Below are 17,430 nucleotides of genomic sequence, written 5' to 3' on the forward strand. Positions count from 1 at the left end.
AGTGAGACACTTTGATAGGTATATTACTAATCACAGATGCCTTAGATACGTTAAACCTATGGATTAATCATGATCAATTTTCGACTGATTCGTCATCTCTGGTTGTTCCTGGCGGTGGCCGAAGAACAGAATTTCGGCCGTGCGGCCAAGCGTCTGGGCATGTCCCAGCCACCGCTGAGCGAGCAGATCCAGGTGCTGGAGCAGGCACTCAAGGTCAAGCTGTTTGATCGCTCGCGACGCGGCGCGAAGCTGACCCCGGTGGGAGCGGCGATTCTGCCGGCCGTGCGCAAGTTCGCTGATCAATTGGAGCGCCTTGAACTCGCCGTGGAGGAAGCGGTGGCGGGGCAGTCCGGTATGTTGACCATCGGCGCGATTTCTACGGCGATGTTTGATGTCTTGCCCGATTTGATCGAGCAATTGAAAAGTGATTACCCGCACCTCACGGTGTCTGTGCGGGAGATCGACAGCGTCGAAGCCATCCCGGCGCTGGAAGCCGGCGACATCGACCTGGCCTTCGCCCGGCTGGACGGTGATTTGGGACCCTCGATCAAATCACTGCCGCTGACTCAGGACCGTTTGGTCGTGGCGCTGCCCAGCGATCACTCCTTGGCTGGACGCACGCGAATCAGCCTGTCCAGCCTGGCCACTGAACCCTTGGTGATGTTTTCCCGAAAGGTCAGCCCGGTCTACTTCGACAATCTGATCGCGACCTGCCGTGCCAGCGGTTTTTCCCCGCGCGTACTGCATGAAGTGCGCTCGGTCGCCTCGCAAATTGCCTTTGTCAGCTGCGGCCAGGGCATCGCGTTGGTTCCGGCGTCGCTGAAAAAACTGGCGCCCGACAACGTGGTATTTCGAGCGCTGAGCCAGAAGCTCAATGTCGTGACCACAGCGGTGGCATGGAATGCTGATCGGCCCAATCCGCTGGTGGAGGAACTGGTCACCCGGCTCCAGTCCCGGGCGTGAACAGCAGTGATAGGTTTCGCGTATGAAAGCCTTCCCGTATCAGGAATTTACAGAAGGCTCGATTGCCCTTGTAATTGCGAGCCTGGCTGCCGGCAACCCTGGTTCGGCGCTACCTTTTTGTTCAAGGAGTCAACAACGTGTCTTCCCCAGAAACGTTCACTCATGTGCAACTCCCTCTGACGGTTGAGGGTGTCCAACTGAACGTGGCCGCCCTCCATCGGGACGGCGTCCTTGCGCCGATCGTGTTCCTGCATGGTTTTGGTTCGACCAAGGAGGACTATGCCGACATCGTGCAGCAGCCCGCATTTGCCGGTCACCCTTTCGTGGCGTACGACGCACCGGGTTGTGGTGAAAGTCAGTGCGATGACCTTTCCAGGATTTCCATTGCCTTTCTGCTGCAGACGGCATTGCAGGTGCTGGCGCATTTCGGCATTGAGCGCTTCCATCTGGTCGGCCATTCCATGGGCGGACTGACTGCATTGATACTGGCCCATCAGTTTCCGGACCGAGTGCTCAGCTTCGTTGATATCGAAGGCAATATCGCCCCGGAAGACTGTTTTCTCAGCCGGCAGATCGTTGACTATCCGAGTGACGATCCCGAGGCGTTTTTCACCGCCTTCATCGAACGTGCCCGGCACGCTCCGGCGTATGCCAGTGCACTGTATTCCGCGAGCTTGCGACACAAGGTGCGTACCGGTGCGGTGCGGGGGATTTTTCAGTCCATGGTCGATCTCTCCGATAACGCTGATCTGATGGGCAAATTCCTTGGATTGAAGTGCCCGCGAATGTTCATGTACGGCGAACAGAACGCGTCGTTGTCCTACTTGCCACACATTCAGGCTGAAGGTGTGCAGTTGGCACCTATTGCCGATTGCGGGCATTTCCCGATGTATTCCAACCCTGTCGCGATGTGGCAACAGATCGCCGATTTCCAGGCGAGCACAGCGCAATAACAAAAGAGGGCGCAGAACTTGTGGAATCGTCGCGCCTGACGCGGCCACAAGATGTTCGACGCTCAAATTTCTTCGTCAGGCCCCGGCAACGCTCGGTTTTGAATAGCTCTTGAGCCCTGTGCGCTCTTCGATTTCACCCGAGCCGCTGATGTACCCGTAGCGAGACAGATTGGGCATCAGTATCGCGGCGATGAACGTGATGGTCACTACTGCGGCGACATAGAAGAAGAAATATTCCTCGATCCCCTGCGAACGAAGCGATAACGCGACGTACTCGGCGGTGCCGCCGAATGCTGCATTGCCGACTGCATACGGAAAGCCCACGCCCAACGCGCGTACTGCTGGCGGGAACAGTTCGGCTTTTACGATCCCGGCAACCGGGGTGTAGAGCGACGCGATGGCTAACCCGCCAAACACCAACAGGAACGCCGTAAACGGATTGCTGACCGACTGCAGCAAATAGAGCAGGGGGATCACCAGCACCATGGCCAACCCGGAAAACATCAGCATGTGCGTCTTGATCCCGATGCGGTCGGCGAGCAAGCCAAACAGCGGCTGACAGAGCATGAAACCGATCAGCGCCGCCGTCATGATGAAGCTGACCGTTTCCGGGCTGAAACCGGCGGAGATCACCAGGAACTTCTGCATGTAGGTGGTGAAGGTATAAAAATACAGCGAACCGCCGATGGTGAACGCAACCACCAAGGCGACCGCACGTTTGTGCTTGAACATGCCGCGCAGCGAGCCAGCATCTTTGCGGTTCATGTCCTTCCTAGTGGCGGTTTCATGCATTGCACGGCGCAGATACACCACCACGATCGAGCTCAGCGCGCCGATGAAGAACGGAATCCTCCAGCCCCATTCGCGCAACTCTTCGCCGGTCAGGGTTTGCTGGAGAATGACCACGGTCATCAATGCCAGCAATTGGCCGGCGATGATGGTGAAGTACTGAAATGATCCATAGAAGCAGCGACGCCCCGGTGTGGCGATTTCGCTGATGTAGGTGGCACCGGTGCCGTATTCCGCGCCGACGGACAGGCCCTGAATCAGCCTGGCAACCACCAGCAGAATTGGCGCCGCTACCCCTATGGTTGCGTAGGTGGGCATGACGGCGATCAACAGTGAGCCAGCGCACATCATGAACACCGAGATAATCATCGAGACCTTGCGGCCGCGAGTATCGGCAATCCAGCCGAAAATCCAGCCGCCGAGCGGGCGCATGAAAAAGCCGACGGCGAAGACGCCGGCGGTTGCGAGCAACTGGCTGGTGGTATCGCCTTTGGGGAAAAACGAAGCGGCAAAGTAGATGGCGGTGTACGCGTAAATGAAAAAATCGTACCACTCCACCAGGTTGCCCGAGCAGGCACCCATGATGGCTCTGACGCGATTCAGACTTTTGATGTTTGCAGTGTGGTTTGTTGAGTCACTGGTTGATGCGGACATGTTGTTCACCCTTTTTTCAAGGCGAGACGATACGAGGCGCACGCTGATGCGTGTCCGACGTTGCTAGCTCGATGGGTTGATGTGCTTAACGCAGCGTGTGTGGCCTTTTGGTGACCAAGGCACATGAAGAGGGGGGATGTAGGCGAGAAGTCAGCTGTTCGCTGGCTGTGTGAGGAGGGGCGGTCAGGTAGCGAGAAAGGTAGTCAATCATGGCGTAAGCCCTCGAATCTTATTCTTGTAGTCAGTCGATCGCTCTTGGCGTCGACGTTGATTGCACGCTACCGCAGAGTGAGAAGGGTAATAAGCCGTCAGCCTGGCCTAACTGATATACCGAAATTCTATAGCTTGCCTTGCAGCCCCTGCGGGCTGAGGGATACAGCCGCCTCCATCGCCGCAAGGCGCCATGAGATGCGAATCCGATGGCATTCCAGGAAATGCCAATGCGTTTACACTCACTCTACTTTCGACGCATTTCGCGCCGAGACCGACTTTGACTGGCCTGGTAATGGATGTCGTTCAACTCAAAACCCTGATTCATGTGGCCGAGCTGGGCAGTCTCAGCAAGGCCTCCGACCGGCTGCACATCGCACAACCGGCACTTAGCCGGCAGATTCGATTGCTGGAAAAGGAGCTGGGCACCTACCTGTTTGATCGACATGGGCGAGGCATGGAAATTACCGATGCCGGCCGCGAAGTGCTGGCGCATGCCACCCGAATCATGGAAGAAATGGAGTCCATTCGAAGTTCTGTGTTGGGCGCAAAGACCTCTTTTCGGGGCACGGTCGTCATCGGTACAACGCCGACGGTGGCGGAAATTGTCACCGTTCCTCTGGTGCGCAAAATCAAAGAGGCGCATCCGAATCTCGCTGTCAGGTTTTCTTCAGCCTTTAGCGGCTATCTGCTGGATTGGGTTCAGCGTGGCGAATTGGAACTGGCGATTTCTTACGATCCCCAACCCCTGCATACGCTGCGTATCGTGCCGGTGATGATGGAGAATCTGCTGTTGGTCGGCCCCGCCAGCGCCAACCTGCGTCTTGATACGCCGGTGTCATTCGAGTCCTTGGCTGAGCAGCCGTTGGTATTGCCCAGCGCTCGACACAGCCTTCGTGTGATTCTGGATGATTGTGCGCGCGAAGTCGGGATCAAACTCAACACCAGTGTCGAAGCCGATTCTTTCGGCGCGATGATTGCCCTGGTCTGCAATGGCTTCGGTTTGACCGCTTTGCCTTTGGCATCGATTTACACGCAAATCGAATCTGGCGTGCTCAGCGCCGCACCCTTGGTCGACCCCATTCCGATGCGCAAACTGGTTCAGGTTTTCCCAGCCGACAGGCGTGTCAGTCCGGCCGCTAAATTTGTCGGGGATGCCTTTATCGAAATTGCTGCCGATCTGGTCAATCGCAAGATTTGGGCTGGGCACATGCTTTGAGCCAACGGCCAGTCGGTTAGCCGCGCCGTGCGGAGGCCGAGTACTGATAGAACGCTGGCTTAGCGACCGGACAAGCCATGCATGTTGCTCAGATACTCAAACAACTTGGCCGCCTCCGGCGCAAGTTGCGCCTGACTGCTCACGCCCACGAACAACGTTCGATCAGCCCAGTCGTCGGTCAAGTCGACAGCCACCAGGCGGGTTCCGAGCAATTCGGCACGCACGGATGACAACGGCAAAATTCCGATACCCAAGCCTGCTTCGATCATCCGACAGATGCCGTCGAAGCTGCTGACCTGGATCCGGACCTTGAGGATCTTACCTGCACTCACGGCGGCATCGGTGATTCTGCGAAGCAACGAACTGCCTTGGTTGAGCGCTACATAATCGAAGCCAAGCGTATCGGCAAAGGACACGCTGCGCTCATTGGCCAGTTCATGGCTGACGGGCACGAGTAGCACAAGCCGGTCATCACGATAGGGCAGTTTGTATAACCCTTCAGCCGGTACGTTATCGGCGAATATGCCGATGTCGGCACGCCCGTTTTCCACGGCTTGAATAATGGGTTCGCTGAGTGCCTCTTCCAGTCCGATCCGTACGTTCGGGTTGGCGCGCAGGAATGACGCGAGGTCATCCGGCAGAAACTGGACGACGGCGGAAGTGTTGGCGAACAACCGCACATGCCCGCGCACACCCACGGCGTAATCACTGGCGTCGCACGCCATGCGGTTCACGCCTTCCAGAATCGTTCTGGCATGTTCAACAATCCCTTGTCCCGCCGCGGTCAGTTCGAGTCCCCTTGGCAGGCGCACAAACAGCGGGCATTGGGTCGTTCGTTCCAGCTCGGCTAACCGTTTGCTGGCTGCCGAGACTGTCATGTTGGCCTTTTCGGCGGCACGGGTCAGGTTGCCGGATTCGGCCGCGAAGATCAGCAGGCGTAAGGACAGCAGATCGAAATGCAGGGGATTGATCATCAAAGGGATCCAAGGTTTTCCAATCTGGAAAGAGTAGTGGCGAAATATGAAATTTTCATCTGCCGAATTTGTGTCGATTATCCATGCCACAAGTACTCAACAAGAACGGGAAACGTCATGAGGTTACCTCTGCAAGGTGTCAAGGTCGTGGAGCTCGGTCAACTGATTGCCGGGCCATTTGCGGCGAAAATGCTCGGTGAGTTTGGCGCCGATGTGATCAAGATAGAACCTCCGGTCACTGGTGACCCATTGCGCAAATGGCGCTTGCTGCACGACGGTACTTCCGTCTGGTGGGCCGCACAATCGCGTAACAAACGCTCGCTGACCCTTGATTTACGCCAGAGTGAAGCCCAACAGGTCGTGCGCCAGTTGCTGGCCGATGCGGATGTGCTGATCGAGAATTTTCGCCCAGGCACCCTGGAAAGCTGGGGGCTCGGTTGGGACACTCTGCACGCTCTTAACCCAAAACTCATCATGCTCCGGGTGTCCGGTTACGGCCAGACCGGGCCTTACCGTGACCGTCCCGGTTTTGGCGTGATCGGTGAAGCCATGGGCGGCTTGCGGCATCTTTCCGGTGAGCCGGGGCGCACGCCAGTCAGGGTGGGTGTTTCCATTGGCGACTCGTTGTCGGCCTTGCACGGGGTGATCGGGATTCTGCTTGCCCTGCGTCATCGCGAGCAGAACGGTGGTGACGGCCAGCAGATCGATGTGGCGCTGTACGAGTCGGTGTTCAACATGATGGAAAGCCTGTTGCCCGAATACTCGGTGTTCAACGTCGTTCGTGAGCCCGCCGGCAGCAGTTTGCCGGGTATCGCGCCGACCAATGCCTATCGCTGCCGGGACGGCGGTTTTGCCTTGATCGCCGGCAATGGCGACAGCATCTATCAGCGTCTGATGGGGGTGATTGGTCGCCTTGATCTGGGGGCTGATCCCGAGCTTGCGCAAAACCATGGTCGAGTGTTGCAGGTTGAGCGCATCGATGCCGCGATCTCCGAATGGACCGCGCGGCTCACCCTCGACGAAGTCTTGTCGATCCTGACCGAAGCGCGCATCCCGGCCGGCAAGATTTACAACGCTGCCGACATTGCCCAGGACCCACATTACCGGGCACGCGACATGTTGATCGAGAGCCAGCTGGACGACGGCACGCCAGTGACGTTGCCCGGCATCGTCCCCAAGCTGGGTACGACCCCGGGCAACGTAACTCGTTCGGCGCCGATGCTAGGCCAGCATACCGCCGAGATTCTGGGTGAACTCGGCATCGACGCTGAACAACAAGCCGACTGGCGTCAGCGCGGCATCATTTGAACCGGAGAATGAACATGCAACGTCTTTTCTTGCAGGAAGTCGCCACGCGTGACGGCTTTCAGAATGAAGCGCGCTTTATCGAAACCGTCGACAAGATCGCGATGATCGATGCCCTCAGTGAGTGTGGTTTTGCCAAGATCGAGGTCACCTCGTTCACCTCGCCCAAGGCCATTACCGCGCTGCGGGACGCCGAGGCGGTAATGCAGGGCATCCGGCGTAATCCTGCGGTGGAATACACCGTGCTGGTGCCGAACGTGCGCGGTGCCGAACGTGCCTTGGCGTGCAACATCGATGAAGCCAACCTGGTGATGTCGGTCAGCGAACCGCACAACCGTTCCAACTTGCGCATGGGCCGCGAGCAATCATTTGCCCAGCTCAGGGAAGTGGTCAGCGTCATCGGCCAGGGACCGGTCGCAATCAATGTGTCGTTGTCGACGGTGTTCGGCTGCCCGATGCAGGGCGATGTCGCGGTGGGGGAGGTGTTGCATTGGGTCGAGCGATTTGCCGACCTGGGGGCTCGCGGGGTGACCTTGTGCGACACCACGGGCATGGCGTATCCGAGTCAGGTCGAGGCACTGTCCCGGGCAGTCCGTGAGCGTTTTCCGGCGCTGCAACTGACCCTGCATTTTCACAATACCCGTGGCATGGCCCTGGCCAATGCGCTGGCGGCCATTGAAGCCGGGGTCGATCGTTTCGATTCGTCCCTCGGCGGCCTGGGTGGTTGCCCTTATGCGCCAGGGGCCAGCGGCAATGTGTGCACCGAAGACCTGCTGCACATGCTGCAGCTAATGGGTTTCAACACCGGGGTTGATCTGGATCGGGTGCTGGCGGTCGCCGCGCAGTTGCCGGGCCTGATCGGTCACGAGATTCCCAGCCAGATTCTCAAGGCCGGTAAACGCCTGGACCTGCATCCGATACCCGCCCATGTCGCCAGCCTGGAAAAACAAGTGCCGTCGGCTCGAGCCCAGGAGTTGCAGCCATGATCGAGCATCTCGACCATTTGGTGCTGACCACCATCGACCCCGTGGCGGCCGAGGATTTTTACGTGCGTGTCATGGGCATGCAGGTGCAAACCTTCGCCGGTGGACGCAAGGCGTTTGCTTTCGGACAGCAGAAAATCAATCTGCACGTACGTGGCCATGAGTTTGATCCCAAGGCGCACTTGCCGGTGCCCGGAGCGCTGGACCTGTGTTTTATCGCCTCCATCCCCCTGGACCGGGTGATTGCTCACCTGGCCCGTGTCGACTGGCCAATCATTGAAGGCCCGGTATTGCGCACGGGTGCCACCGGGCCGATTCGTTCGGTGTATGTGCGTGATCCGGACCTGAACCTGATCGAGATTTCCGAACCCGTCCAGCCGGAGAGTGCAGCATGAAAGTAGTGTTTCTCGACAGCGACAGCCTGCCCGTGAGCATTGCTCGTCCGGCCTGGGTCACGGACTGGCAGGACCGCCCCGACACGACGCCAGACCAAGTGGTGGACGCCGCCCGGGATGCCGATGCGGTGATCACCAACAAGGTGCGCATTGGCCGGGCCGAACTTGAGCAATTGCCGAACCTGCGATTCATCTGTGTCGCGGCCACCGGTTACGACTGCATTGATCTGGCGGCTTGCCGTGATTTTGCCGTGACGGTGTGTAATGTCCCGGCGTACTCGGCGCAAAGCGTCGCCGAGTCGGTGATCGCATCAATCTTCGCCCTGCGTCGACAGTTGTTCGTCTATCAGGCGGCCGCGCTGCGGGACTGGCCGGACTCGCGACATTTTTGTGTGCATCGCTCACCCATTCACGATGTTCAGGGCAGCGTGCTGGGCATTGTCGGCCGTGGCGGTATCGGCTTGGCCACGGCGCGACTTGCAAGCGCCTTGGGCATGCAGTTGCTGTTTGCCGAACACCGAGGCGTGGTCCCGGTGCGCAAGGGCTACCAGGCCTTTGAAACGGTGTTGGCGCAAAGCGATGTGATTTCTCTGCATTGTCCGCTGACCGAGCAGACCCGACACCTGATCGGTGCTTCGGCACTGGCACAGATGAAACCCGGCGCCTTGCTGATCAATACCGCGCGCGGGCCGTTGGTGGATGAGGCTGCGGTGCTCGATGCACTGGACAGCGGCCGCCTCGGTGGCGCGGCCCTCGATGTGCTGTGCCAGGAGCCGCCTCCCGCCGACCACCCATTACTCAGCAGTCGCCACGCCAACCTGATCGTCACTCCTCACGTGGCCTGGGCCAGTCAGAGCAGCTTGCAACGGCTGGCCGACGGCATCCTGGGCAACCTGCTGGGCTACCACTCGGGGAATCTGATCAACCTCGTGTCGTGAATGCTTAACCCTCCAATAAGAAGGTCCACCCATGAAAACAATAACAATCACATCGCCCCGTCAGCTTGCCGCTTTGTGCATCGCAACCTTGCCCCACGGGCCATGCGCTCGGTGTCCCTGCGCAATTCCGATCTGACGCTGATCGAGATGTCCGAGGACATCCAGTAGTCATCATCCCCGAAACATTCTTTCCCAGGCGATCGGTCGTGCACCGGTGTGGCGATCGGTTGCCTGGGAAAACGCATCACGCCTGCGAGGAAGCCATCATGACAACAACAATTACACCCTCGATTGCCGAAAAAAAACCGAACCATTCACGACTGCGCCGAGTGTTGCGTCATCTGTATGTGCAGGTGATGCTGGCGATTGTGCTGGGCATTATCTTTGGTCATTTCTACCCCGGCCTCGGCGAAGAAATGAAGCCGCTGGGCGACACGTTCATCAAGCTGATCAAGATGCTGATCGCCCCGATCATCTTCTGCACCGTGGTCAGCGGCATTGCGAGCATGCAGAGTCTCAAGCGCATCGGTCGGGTCGGCTTCAAGTCGTTGTTGTACTTCGAAGTGCTGACAACGCTGGCGCTGGTGGTCGGTTTGATCGGGGTCAATCTGATGCAACCTGGCTCAGGCATGCATATCAACCCGGCGACACTCGACGTCCATGCCGTTGACAGCTACAGCAAGCTGGCCCACGAACAGAGTGTGGTGGGGTTCCTCACCCATATTGTGCCCAGTACCGTGTTTGGCGCCTTTGCCGAGGGCGATATTCTCCAGGTGCTGTTCATTTCCATCCTGTTTGCCTTCGCCTTGCAGATGCTCGGTGCCGCCGGCAAACCGTTGCTGAACCTGATCGACCTGGTGGCACAGGCGTTTTTCCGCATGGTCAAGATCGTGATGTATGTCTCGCCGCTGGGCGCTTTCGGTGGCATGGCCTTTACCATCGGCAAGTATGGAGTGGGTTCGTTGAGCGCCTATGGCAGCTTGCTGATTTGCTATTACGTGACCGCACTGTTTTTTGTATTCGTTATCCTCAATTTGGTCGCGCGTCTGGCCGGCTTCAGCCTGTGGCAATTTCTGAAATACATCCGCGATGAGTTGTTTCTGGTGCTGGGCACCTCGTCTTCGGAATCGGCATTGCCTCGGCTGATGGGCAAGCTTGAGCGTCTGGGCTGCGAGAAGTCAGTGGTGGGGCTGGTGGTGCCGTCGGGCTACTGCTTCAACCTTGATGGCAGCTGTATCAACATGACGGTGCTGGCCATTTTCATCGCCCAGGCGCTGGATATCCCCCTTGACCTCTGGCACCAGATCACCTTGTTGTTGATTCTGTTGCTGACCTCCAAGGGCGCGGCCAGTGTCACCGGCGGTGCATTCATTACCCTGGCGGCGACCCTGGGCAGCCTGGATGTCATTCCAGCGGCGGGGCTGGTGTTGGTACTTGGGGTCTACCGGTTTATTTCCGAAGGCGGGGCGTTGATCAACGTTATCGGCAACGGTGTTGCCACCTTGTTTATTGCCAAGTGGGAAGGGGCCCTGGACGAAGAGAAGTTGGCGGCTGAATTACACAGCGGTTGTGCCCGTGAACCAGAGACACAGCCCTGAACGAGTTGTCGCAAGACAGCCCCAAGACCGCCCGGTCCACGAAAGCCGAGCGGTTTTGGGTTTCTGAATCAACCAGGTTCTGAGGGCTGACATTTTCTTCGCCCAACCAGCGTAGAACGTGGGGCGGGTGGTGGTCATCAGTTCAACAGTCCTACTGAGGCGCCAAGTCGCCATACCAGTAGGCTGCGGTAACGCCACCATCCATAAGAAAGTCGCTACCGGTAATGAAGGTTCCTTCAGGCCCCATCAATAAAGCCGCGACAGCACCGACTTCATCGGGTGTACCGCCGCGGCCGGCGGCGCTGAGATTGATCATGCGGCGGTAACCTTCACCCCGCGGACCGTTCAATTCGTCTCTGGCCAGCGGAGTGAAGATGATGCCGGGGCTGATGGTATTGACCCGTGCTCCGCGCTTGCCCCAGCGCACGGCTTCGGCCATCACACGCAGGGAATTACCGCGTTTGGATAGCTGATACGCGTTCAATGGATCAGTCACCTTGTCGGCCTGAAGCATCGGCAGCGCCAGCAAGTCCTCGACGGGGGTGGTGGCCAGCGCTTTGTTCTGCTCCGGCGTCAGTGCGGGCAGGCGATGGCCCGATTGCGAGGCGATGACTATTCCTGAGCCACCCTCGGCGATCACGTTGCCGAACGCTTCCAGCACCAATGCCGTGCCATAAAGGTCCACTCGCAGGATAGTCGCTACCGGCGCCTGCGACGGTGAAACACCCGCAGCATGGATCACGCCGGTGACATCACCGATGGCGGTTGCCATTCGAACCAGCGCCTCGACCGATTCGCGCGAAGAAACATCGACGACGGCTGTGGTGACTTCGAAGCCGGCGTCGAGCAGCACTTTGGCGGCTGAATCGGCGTTCTCCTGGCGCAGGTCGGCCAGCACGACATGTTTACCCGCGCTGACACGGCGGGCAATCGCCTGACCAATCGAACCCGCTCCGATGACGACTGTGACGTTGCTGGTGTTTTTCATGAAGACCTCGAGTGAACTCGATCAAGATTCCTGGGCGTATTGTTCGTCGCTGACCTGTTCCATCCAGTCGACCACTTTGCCGTCCACTACTTCGGCAATGGCGATATGAGTCATTGCCGTGGTGGCGGTCGCGCCATGCCAGTGTCTGACATTAGGTGGAATCCACACGGTGTCACCCGGTTTGATTGAGCGAACCGGTTGCCCCAGCGCCTGCACCAGCCCGGATCCGGCCGTGACGATCAAGGTCTGGCCGAGCGGATGAGTGTGCCAGGCAGTGCGAGCCCCGGGTTCAAAGGTCACGGTGGCGCCGCTGACACGAGCCTCTTCTGTCCCCTTGAACGGCGCGTCGACACGAACAGTGCCCGTAAAGTAATCGGCTGGCCCCTTTGCAGATGGCTGCGATCCGTTCGGGTTAATGACGAGCATGTATTTTTCCCCCTTAAGGCAATTTGGCGCGAGATCTGAAATCTATCAGCTCCTCATTCATATGATTAGGCGCTAGAATCCGAAAATACTTATGTGAGACTCTCATCAATGCTTAGGGAAAACGCCAGTGATCTGCTTGCCTTCCTCGCTGTCGCGAAGGAGCGAAGCTTCACCAAAGCGGCTGCCAGACTCGGAGTCTCCCAATCAGCGCTGAGCCACACTATCCGTGGCCTGGAAGCGCGTCTCGGCCTGCGTTTGTTGACGCGTACCACGCGCAGCGTTTCGCCCACCGAGGCAGGCGAACGTCTGATGAGAAGGGTGGGGCCCCATTTCGAGGAAATCGAAATGGAGCTGGCTGGCTTGAGTGATCTGCGCGATACACCCGCTGGCAATATCCGTATCAACGCGATGGACCATGTGCTGGACCAGATCATTCGGCCCGTGCTGAAAGACTTCCTTCCCAAGTACCCGGACATCTCGGTGGAGGTCTGCTGCGACTACAGCTTCGTCGACATCGCCGCACAGGGCTTTGACGCCGGAGTCCGGTTGGGCGAGGACGTGGCGGACGGCATGATCGCCACGCGTATCGGACCGGATATGCGTATGTCGGTGGTGGGGTCTCCTGGCTACTTTGCCAACCGTGAATTACCCACGACGCCTCGGGCGCTCACGGATCACTTGTGCAATAACCTGCGATTGCCCACCAACGGCGGGCTGTATGCCTGGGAGTTCGCCAAAGACGGTGAAAGCCTCAAGGTTCGCGTGACAGGCCAAGTGACCTACAACGGTGTTTACCAGTTGTTGGAAGCGGCGCTGGACGGTTTCGGGTTGAGCTACATTCCCCATGACCTGGTCGTGCCTCACCTCGAAGCGGGGCGCCTGATTCAAGTGCTGGAAGACTGGTCGCCATGGTTTGCCGGGTTTCATCTCTACTACCCGAGTCGACGTCAGGCATCGCCGGCGTTTGCGTTGCTGGTGGAGGCGTTGCGTTACAAGCACTGATCCTTATCGACGTCCGGGGCGCCGCTTAGCCGCATTCGCAACATCACTTCACAGACTTGAACGCAGTAAATCCAGCAACAGCCTAAACGCTGGTTTGGGCTGTCTTCGGCTCGGGTAATAGAGGTGATACCCGGTGACCGTAGGGCACCATTCATCCAATACGCGGACCAGGCGGCCTTCCCGGATGTGCTGTTCAACGATGTCTTCGGGGAGATGAGCAAGTCCGACGCCCGCTAGCGCAAAGTCCAGCATCAGCGGCACCGTGTTGCAAACCATGTGGCCCTCCGCTCGAACCCTTATCTCCCGACCGTCCTTTGCAAACGGCCAGGACCAGAGCCCACCTGATGTCGGCAGTCGCAAGTTGATTCCGATATGGGCTGTCAGGTCATGAGGGGTGACGGGTTTGGTCCTGCGCTCGAAGTAGGAGGGCGATCCGACCACTGCCTGCCGAAAGTCAGGACCGATACGAACCCCGATCATGTCCTTGGCCACTTGCTCGCCTAAACGAACCCCGGCGTCGTACCGCTGCTCGACGATATCGACCAACCCATAGTCATTGTTGATTTCGATCCGGACCTCTGGGTAATCCAGCATGAGCCTGCTGACCGCTGGCGTCAGGATCGTTGCAGAAGCGTGCTCTACCGAGGTGATCCGCAGGGTGCCTGCTGGTTTTCCGCTGAGCTCGGACAGATCCGCCAGCCCGGCTTCGATGCCTTCAAAGTGGGGGCCGATGGAGCCAATCAAGCGCTCTCCAGCCTCTGTCGGTGAAACGCTGCGGGTACTGCGAGTCAGCAACTGCACACCCAATTGCTCTTCGAGACGTCTGAGCGTTCGGCTCAACGCCGGTTGTGACGTGCCCAATTGAGCCGCTGCCTTGGTAAAGCTGCGCTCACGAGCGACCGTCAGGAAAGCAACCAGGTCGTTAACACTGTCGCGCATGATTGATATCCAACTGATATAGGTCCATTCCTACCATACCATCTAATCATTTGTAGGGTGCGCTGCTAGATTGGCTCCACATTCAGTGCGGCTCCAGCTCATGAACCCATCCATGACTTCTACGGACAAACAGCCTTGGTAATCATGCTTGGAGACCGAAAGTGCGTGCTCATTCAGGAGTTTTTATGGACAGCGGCAAGCCGGTAACAGGTTCTGGTTTTTTCACCTCTCTTGGCCGTCGCGAGTTTGTGACCAGAGCCGCGCTTACGGGTGCCGCCCTGGCAGTTGGAGCTTCGGCATGGGCAGGATCATCGGTCCCGCCCGCCACTGTTGAGAACTCGCAAAACCCTTCCGGAGGAACTGGAACAATGAGCAAACGTCATCTAGGCAATTTAGAGGTGTCGGCCATCGGCGCCGGTTGTATGAGCATCAGCGCCAACTACGGTCCACCTGCTGATATTGATCAAGGCATCCACACCCTTCAAACGGCGTTCGACAAAGGCGTCACCTTCTTCGACACCGCGGAAGTGTATGGCCCCTACACCAACGAAGAGTTGGTCGGCAAAGCCCTCAAGCCCTTTCGCGATCAAGTGAAGATCGCCAGCAAGTTCGGTTTCGCCATCGACGGCACTATCGGCTTGGACAGCCGCCCGGAGCACATCAAAAAGGTGGTCGAGGAATCGCTCAAGCGATTGCAGACGGATCGTATCGATCTCTATTACCAGCATCGTGTCGATCCCAATGTGCCTATTGAAGAAGTAGCCGGCGCTATCAAGGACTTGATTGCTGAAGGCAAGATTCTGCATTTCGGTTTGTCTGAAGCCAGTGCCAAAACCATCCGTCGCGCTCATGCGGTGCAGCCTGTGTCTGCCATCCAGACGGAATACTCATTCTTCCATCGGGACCCGGAACGCAACGGGGTACTCGCGGCCTGTGAAGCGTTGGGCATCGGTTTCGTCCCATGGGCGCCGCTGGGTGAAGGCTATCTGACCGGAAAAATGGACGCTAACACCCGGTTCGATCCAAAGACTGATTTCCGAGGAGCATTCCCGCGCATGTTCCCTGAAAACATGACGGCGAACATGCCGGTCGTGGATATCCTGAGAAAGGTGGCCACGGCAAAAGGCGGGACACCCGCACAAGTTGCAATTGCCTGGTTACTCGCGCAGAAGTCCTGGATCGTGCCAATCCCCGGCACACGCAGAGTCGACCACCTCACCGAAAACCTTGGTGCGCTGAACATTCAGCTGACAAGCGACGATCTGTTGGCCATGGAGCAGCAGTTCTCCAAATTGACCGTGCATGGCGAGCGCATGTCTGAAATGCACATGCAGCAGATCGACCGCAGCTGACTGGCGGGCACTTATCTTGAAGAACCGCCTATTGGCTTCAACACTGGGAGGCTCAGGGCTGAGCCTATAGCCGGTTGAAACCCACCGCACCGACTTGAGCGATTATCCACTCACGACTGTGCGCAAGCACACTGGCTGCAACTGCGGTCGGGAAGTGAATGAATCCGTGTGGCGAAGACGGCAACACATGCCTCTCGACGGGCGCCGACTTCACCCACCGATCGGCTAATTCCAGTGTGTCGTCTCGCAGGGGATCCAGCTCACCGGCAAACATCAGTGCCGGCGGGAAATCGGTAAAGTCGCCGTATAGCGGTGACAACGGTGGCTGGCGGCGTTGCTCGTCACTCAAGCCCGGCGTCAGCATGCGAAATGCTTCGACCATGCCAGGGCCGTCCAACAGCAGTGTTTCAGGGGGCGCGGCGCGGACGCTCGGCGTTCCGGTCAAATCGTAGACGCCGTAATACAACAGCGCACCGTTCACACGTTGCAGCAAGCCTGGCCATTGCTTCAGCGCCAGCAACGTCGCCACCGCAAGGTGAGCCCCTGCCGATTCACCCACGACGATAACGGGCAGACCGGCAAACTCCCTGGAGTCATCATTGAGCACCCAGCGAGCGGCGCTAAGGCAGTCTTCCATCAGGCCTTCAACCGGAGTCGATACGGCAAGCCGGTAATCGACCGAGACGACCGTAACGTTGCAGGTATTCACCATGGCAACGTTGAAGTCGTCATTCATCTGCGCGTTGCCGATTACCCATCCGCCGCCATGGAAATCAAGCACCACGCCCTTGGCCTTGCCTTTCGGCCTGATGATTCGTACGGGCACTGGAACGCCGCCGACACCAATCACCTTTCTTTCAGCTTTGAGCCCGTGCTTGAGCAATTTACCCGCACTGCCGATTTGACTGACGCTCAGCAGCGCCTGGATCACACGGGGCGTGATGCGATTGCGGATTCGAAAGCGCGGCATCAAGGCGAGTTTCTTGTTGAAACTGCGCACTTGCTCCCACTCCTGCTCGGTGGCAGGCCAGGGCGCTTCAGGACCTGCTTCGAAAGTCGTCATCAGCGATTCTTGAACAAGATGGAAAAATTCAACGCTGCGGCTACACACAACCACGCCAGGTAAGGAAACAGGATCAAGCCCGTGATCACATCAAGCTGCAATGCCATCACCACCATTGCCGCGACCACCAGCCAAAGCACCGTCAGGATCACCATGCCGGCGAGAACGTGGTGCGCGCCGAAGAACACCGGTGTCCACAGCGTGTTCAGCGCGATCTGCGCGGCCCATAACGCCAGCACCACTTGGCTTCCCGGTATCAGGGTCAACCGATATCCAGCCCAGGCAAGCAACAGATAGATCACAGTCCAGGCGACCGGAAACATCCAGTTGGGTGGTGTGAAGCTCGGTTTGGCGAGCGATTCGTACCATGGGCCCGGTTTGAACAGGAAACCGGTGCTTGCCGCCGCAGCGCAGGCCAGAAGTAAGATAAAAAAGGTCATCGCTTGTCCTTGGCTGATGTCAGCTGTCTGGGGTTACAAAGCCGAGTTGGCAGTATTAAGAAGGACGCTTGGGAACGCGAAAAGTTTGGTTGATGAATGAGACTCCTGCTTGATATTTGCCTCGGACATCGCCTTCGTCGTTACTGCCGTCTTCATTACCCTGGCTTGGCGCTGACTTACACAGAGTCGGGGGCGCGAGGACCGTTTATCGAGCTGAGATGAGTAAAGCAAGCCTGATC

17 protein-coding genes are annotated in these 17,430 nt (G+C 58.1%); 10 read left to right on the forward strand and 7 right to left on the reverse strand.

Going from position 1 to position 17,430, the window contains the following annotated elements; translation table 11 throughout:
- Nucleotides 1-69: 69 nt before the first annotated feature.
- On the forward strand, nucleotides 70-963 hold the full coding sequence (locus QRN31_RS20935) for a LysR family transcriptional regulator (RefSeq protein WP_285434258.1): 894 nt from the start codon (nucleotides 70-72) through the stop codon (nucleotides 961-963).
- 137 nt (nucleotides 964-1,100) lie between these two features.
- Entirely contained in the window at nucleotides 1,101-1,916 is an 816-nt protein-coding gene (locus QRN31_RS20940) for an alpha/beta hydrolase (RefSeq protein ID WP_285434259.1), read from the forward strand.
- Between the two features lie 75 nt (nucleotides 1,917-1,991).
- Here the strand turns inward: QRN31_RS20940 and QRN31_RS20945 are convergent, their stop codons facing one another.
- Nucleotides 1,992-3,359, reverse strand: coding sequence for an MFS family transporter (locus tag QRN31_RS20945; protein ID WP_285434260.1), 1,368 nt, complete (start codon nucleotides 3,357-3,359; stop codon nucleotides 1,992-1,994).
- A 505-nt stretch (nucleotides 3,360-3,864) separates the two neighbouring features.
- Here QRN31_RS20945 and QRN31_RS20950 point away from each other — a divergent pair.
- Nucleotides 3,865-4,788, forward strand: coding sequence for a LysR family transcriptional regulator (locus tag QRN31_RS20950; protein ID WP_285434516.1), 924 nt, complete (start codon nucleotides 3,865-3,867; stop codon nucleotides 4,786-4,788).
- Nucleotides 4,789-4,847: 59 nt separating this feature from the next.
- Here the strand turns inward: QRN31_RS20950 and QRN31_RS20955 are convergent, their stop codons facing one another.
- Complete coding sequence (locus tag QRN31_RS20955) at nucleotides 4,848-5,762, reverse strand: LysR family transcriptional regulator (RefSeq protein WP_285434261.1); 915 nt, start codon at nucleotides 5,760-5,762, stop codon at nucleotides 4,848-4,850.
- A 117-nt stretch (nucleotides 5,763-5,879) separates the two neighbouring features.
- Between QRN31_RS20955 and QRN31_RS20960 the strand changes: the two genes are divergently transcribed.
- The 5 genes from QRN31_RS20960 (at nucleotide 5,880) to QRN31_RS20980 (ending at nucleotide 10,981) form a co-directional block, all read left to right on the forward strand.
- Nucleotides 5,880-7,070, forward strand: a complete 1,191-nt coding sequence (locus QRN31_RS20960) for a CaiB/BaiF CoA transferase family protein (RefSeq protein ID WP_285434262.1) — start codon at nucleotides 5,880-5,882, stop codon at nucleotides 7,068-7,070.
- 14 nt (nucleotides 7,071-7,084) lie between these two features.
- The gene (locus tag QRN31_RS20965; protein WP_285434263.1) at nucleotides 7,085-8,053 is read left to right on the forward strand and encodes a hydroxymethylglutaryl-CoA lyase; all 969 of its coding nucleotides are present in this window, start codon (nucleotides 7,085-7,087) and stop codon (nucleotides 8,051-8,053) included.
- Complete coding sequence (locus QRN31_RS20970; RefSeq protein WP_285434265.1) at nucleotides 8,050-8,445, forward strand: VOC family protein; 396 nt, start codon at nucleotides 8,050-8,052, stop codon at nucleotides 8,443-8,445. Before QRN31_RS20965 ends, QRN31_RS20970 begins: the two co-directional genes overlap by 4 nt.
- Nucleotides 8,442-9,383 (forward strand): D-2-hydroxyacid dehydrogenase, encoded by a 942-nt coding sequence (locus QRN31_RS20975; protein ID WP_285434266.1) that lies wholly within the window; start codon nucleotides 8,442-8,444, stop codon nucleotides 9,381-9,383. Before QRN31_RS20970 ends, QRN31_RS20975 begins: the two co-directional genes overlap by 4 nt.
- A gap of 266 nt (nucleotides 9,384-9,649) precedes the next feature.
- Nucleotides 9,650-10,981 (forward strand): dicarboxylate/amino acid:cation symporter, encoded by a 1,332-nt coding sequence (locus QRN31_RS20980; RefSeq protein ID WP_285434267.1) that lies wholly within the window; start codon nucleotides 9,650-9,652, stop codon nucleotides 10,979-10,981.
- Nucleotides 10,982-11,132: 151 nt separating this feature from the next.
- Here QRN31_RS20980 and QRN31_RS20985 read toward each other — a convergent pair whose 3' ends face one another.
- Both QRN31_RS20985 and QRN31_RS20990 read right to left on the reverse strand, forming a co-directional pair.
- The gene (locus QRN31_RS20985) at nucleotides 11,133-11,969 is read right to left on the reverse strand and encodes an SDR family oxidoreductase (RefSeq protein ID WP_285434268.1); all 837 of its coding nucleotides are present in this window, start codon (nucleotides 11,967-11,969) and stop codon (nucleotides 11,133-11,135) included.
- A 21-nt stretch (nucleotides 11,970-11,990) separates the two neighbouring features.
- Nucleotides 11,991-12,395: a (R)-mandelonitrile lyase gene (locus QRN31_RS20990; protein WP_285434269.1), complete on the reverse strand. Its 405-nt coding sequence runs from the start codon at nucleotides 12,393-12,395 to the stop codon at nucleotides 11,991-11,993.
- A gap of 108 nt (nucleotides 12,396-12,503) precedes the next feature.
- Here QRN31_RS20990 and QRN31_RS20995 point away from each other — a divergent pair, with 108 nt between their 5' ends.
- Nucleotides 12,504-13,397 carry a LysR family transcriptional regulator gene (locus QRN31_RS20995; RefSeq protein WP_285434270.1) on the forward strand — a complete coding sequence of 298 codons (894 nt, stop codon included), beginning with the start codon at nucleotides 12,504-12,506 and terminating at the stop codon, nucleotides 13,395-13,397.
- A gap of 48 nt (nucleotides 13,398-13,445) precedes the next feature.
- Here the strand turns inward: QRN31_RS20995 and QRN31_RS21000 are convergent, their stop codons facing one another.
- A complete protein-coding gene (locus QRN31_RS21000) occupies nucleotides 13,446-14,339 on the reverse strand; it encodes a LysR family transcriptional regulator (protein WP_502942516.1) in 894 nt (297 codons plus the stop codon).
- 365 nt (nucleotides 14,340-14,704) lie between these two features.
- On the opposite strand from QRN31_RS21000, the gene QRN31_RS21005 reads away from it, so the two are divergent.
- Nucleotides 14,705-15,688, forward strand: coding sequence for an aldo/keto reductase (locus tag QRN31_RS21005; RefSeq protein WP_285434518.1), 984 nt, complete (start codon nucleotides 14,705-14,707; stop codon nucleotides 15,686-15,688).
- Nucleotides 15,689-15,752: 64 nt separating this feature from the next.
- Here the strand turns inward: QRN31_RS21005 and QRN31_RS21010 are convergent, their stop codons facing one another.
- The gene (locus tag QRN31_RS21010) at nucleotides 15,753-16,751 is read right to left on the reverse strand and encodes an alpha/beta hydrolase (RefSeq protein ID WP_285434273.1); all 999 of its coding nucleotides are present in this window, start codon (nucleotides 16,749-16,751) and stop codon (nucleotides 15,753-15,755) included.
- The gene (tspO, locus tag QRN31_RS21015; protein ID WP_285434274.1) at nucleotides 16,751-17,191 is read right to left on the reverse strand and encodes a tryptophan-rich sensory protein TspO; all 441 of its coding nucleotides are present in this window, start codon (nucleotides 17,189-17,191) and stop codon (nucleotides 16,751-16,753) included. Before tspO ends, QRN31_RS21010 begins: the two co-directional genes overlap by 1 nt.
- Nucleotides 17,192-17,430: the final 239 nt, after the last annotated feature.

The organism is Pseudomonas sp. fls2-241-R2A-110, from assembly GCF_030209165.1.
GTDB lineage: Bacteria > Pseudomonadota > Gammaproteobacteria > Pseudomonadales > Pseudomonadaceae > Aquipseudomonas.

Bases quoted from the DNA above. Each gene is read 5' to 3' on its own strand.
- QRN31_RS20935 (WP_285434258.1), top strand. From the start codon at position 70: ATGATCAATTTTCGACTGATTCGTCATCTCTGGTTGTTCCTGGCGGTG.
- QRN31_RS20945 (WP_285434260.1), bottom strand. From the start codon at position 3,359: ATGTCCGCATCAACCAGTGACTCAACAAACCACACTGCAAACATCAAA.
- QRN31_RS20950 (WP_285434516.1), top strand. From the start codon at position 3,865: ATGGATGTCGTTCAACTCAAAACCCTGATTCATGTGGCCGAGCTGGGC.
- QRN31_RS20955 (WP_285434261.1), bottom strand. From the start codon at position 5,762: ATGATCAATCCCCTGCATTTCGATCTGCTGTCCTTACGCCTGCTGATC.
- QRN31_RS20960 (WP_285434262.1), top strand. From the start codon at position 5,880: ATGAGGTTACCTCTGCAAGGTGTCAAGGTCGTGGAGCTCGGTCAACTG.
- QRN31_RS20965 (WP_285434263.1), top strand. From the start codon at position 7,085: ATGCAACGTCTTTTCTTGCAGGAAGTCGCCACGCGTGACGGCTTTCAG.
- QRN31_RS20970 (WP_285434265.1), top strand. From the start codon at position 8,050: ATGATCGAGCATCTCGACCATTTGGTGCTGACCACCATCGACCCCGTG.
- QRN31_RS20975 (WP_285434266.1), top strand. From the start codon at position 8,442: ATGAAAGTAGTGTTTCTCGACAGCGACAGCCTGCCCGTGAGCATTGCT.
- QRN31_RS20980 (WP_285434267.1), top strand. From the start codon at position 9,650: ATGACAACAACAATTACACCCTCGATTGCCGAAAAAAAACCGAACCAT.
- QRN31_RS20985 (WP_285434268.1), bottom strand. From the start codon at position 11,969: ATGAAAAACACCAGCAACGTCACAGTCGTCATCGGAGCGGGTTCGATT.
- QRN31_RS20990 (WP_285434269.1), bottom strand. From the start codon at position 12,395: ATGCTCGTCATTAACCCGAACGGATCGCAGCCATCTGCAAAGGGGCCA.
- QRN31_RS20995 (WP_285434270.1), top strand. From the start codon at position 12,504: ATGCTTAGGGAAAACGCCAGTGATCTGCTTGCCTTCCTCGCTGTCGCG.
- QRN31_RS21005 (WP_285434518.1), top strand. From the start codon at position 14,705: ATGAGCAAACGTCATCTAGGCAATTTAGAGGTGTCGGCCATCGGCGCC.
- QRN31_RS21010 (WP_285434273.1), bottom strand. From the start codon at position 16,751: ATGACGACTTTCGAAGCAGGTCCTGAAGCGCCCTGGCCTGCCACCGAG.
- tspO (WP_285434274.1), bottom strand. From the start codon at position 17,191: ATGACCTTTTTTATCTTACTTCTGGCCTGCGCTGCGGCGGCAAGCACC.